Annotated in this window: 1 protein-coding gene and 1 pseudogene; both read left to right on the forward strand. The window is 70.4% G+C overall.

What is annotated here, in order from left to right; all coding sequences use genetic code 11:
* A partial coding sequence (locus tag ASG00_RS00500; RefSeq protein WP_235559006.1) for an AMP-binding protein occupies positions 1-1,228 on the forward strand: 1,228 nt, incomplete at its 5' end.
* 61 nt (positions 1,229-1,289) lie between these two features.
* Positions 1,290-2,063 (forward strand): annotated as a pseudogene (locus ASG00_RS00505) (hypothetical protein); the annotation flags it as partial.

The following is a 2,063-nucleotide window of genomic DNA, read 5'->3' on the forward strand; positions in this document are numbered from 1 at the left end:
CAGCGTCGGCACCCTCGAGGAGGTCGTCGAGGTGCAGGATCCCGAGTTCGGCCATCCGGGCGGGCACGTGGCATCCGGTCAGGTGTCGTACGAGGAGTTCCTGGGCCGCGCGGCCGACCTCGACGAGCCGGTGTCATGGCATGTGAGGGATGAGCGCGCGCCCATCTCGATCAACTACACCTCGGGCACGACCGGCAAGCCGAAGGGCGTCGTCTACACGCACCGCGGCGCCTACCTGAACGCGCTCGGCGAGGTGTTCCACCAGCAGCTGACGAGCGCGTCGGTCTACCTGTGGACGCTGCCGATGTTCCACTGCAACGGCTGGTGTACGCCGTGGGCGGTGACCGCCGCCGGCGCCACCCATGTCGGGCTTCGCGCCGTGCGGGCCGACCGCATCTGGGAGCTCATCGACGGGGCATCCGTCACCCATCTCTGCGGGGCGCCGACCGTGTGCACGACGATCGCGGCGTCGGCCGACGCGCACCTCGTCGAGCGGCCACTGCGCATCACGACCGCGGGTGCGCCGCCGTCGCCGACCATCATCGAGACGCTCGAGGACCTCGGCATCACCGTCGTGCACGTCTACGGGCTCACCGAGGTGTACGGACCGTTCACGGTGTGCGAGTACCAGACCGCGTGGGACGGCCTCGACCGCGGCGAGCGCGCCAAGCGTCTCGCGCGGCAGGGGGTGGGGATGGTGCAGGCAGAGTCCGCGCGGGTCGTCGACGAGCAGGGGCAGGATGTCCCCGCGGACGGCACGACCATCGGCGAGATCGTGCTGCGCGGCAACAACGTCATGCTGGAGTACTTCCGCGACAGCCGGGCCACGAAGGTGGCGTTCCGCGGGGGATGGTTCCACACCGGCGACCTCGGCGTGATGCACCCCGACCGCTACATCGAGCTGAAGGACCGCGCGAAGGACATCGTGATCTCGGGCGGCGAGAACATCTCGACGGTCGAGGTCGAGCAGGCCGTCGTCTCGCACGACGCCGTGCTCGAGGTCGCCGTCATCGGCCGCCCCGACGCACGATGGGGTGAGCGGCCGGTCGCCTTCGTGGTGCTGCGCGAAGGGCATGCCGCGGGCGCCGACGAGCTGCGGGTGCACACGCGCGGGCTGCTCGCCGCATTCAAGGTGCCCGACGAGTTCCACTTCGTGGCGGAGCTGCCCCACACCGCCACCGGCAAGGTGCGCAAGTTCGATCTGCGAGCCGCCGCCGTGAACGCCTGACAGCGGGTCGCCCCGCCCGCTACGGTGTCGGCATGGAGTGGGTGGGGGACGGGGCCGACCGATGAACGGACTGGGGCGGGCGGCATCCGGCGCCCTCGACACGGGTGCCCTCGTCGCACCGGTCGACCCGGCGGCGGTGCGGGCGTTCCGGAAGGCCCACGACAAAGGCATGACCGCGGGACGCGTCGTCGGGTTCGTCATCGCCGGCATCGTGACGCTGTTCGCCCTGGCGGTCATCGTGCCCATCGTCATCGGCGTGCTGGGATCGGTCATCGTGGGTCTCGCCACGGGCGACGGAGCCTCGCCCGTCGCCCTCGTCTTCGTGCTCGCCGTCGTCGGAGTGCTCGCGATCTTCGTCTCGGCGGCCGTGCGCACCTGGCGCAGCGCCGCCGTGCACGCGTACCGGCTCGACGCCTTCGCGCGCGCGAACGGTCTCACCTACACGACACGCATCGACGACCCGAACCTGCCGGGCGTCATCTTCGACACCGGCGAGAACCGGAAGTCGCTGGATTTCGTGCGCACCGCGTCCGGGCGCGACATCGAGATCGCGAACTACCGGTACGAGACCGGCTCGGACCGGGACCGCACCACGCACCGGTGGGGGTACGTGGCCGTGCGCCTCGACGTGCCGTTGCCGAACATCGTGCTCGACGCCGTCGGCAACAACCGCATGTTCGGGGCATCCAATCTGCCGGCGGACTTCGCGCGCTCACAGCACCTGTCGCTCGAGGGCGACTTCGACCGGTACTTCCGCCTGTACTGCCCCGCCGGCTACGAGCGCGACGCGCTCTACCTGTTCACGCCCGACATCATGGCGCGCTTCATCGACAGC

Origin of the sequence: Microbacterium sp. Leaf351 (assembly GCF_001423825.1) — a bacterium.
GTDB lineage: Bacteria > Actinomycetota > Actinomycetes > Actinomycetales > Microbacteriaceae > Microbacterium > Microbacterium ginsengisoli.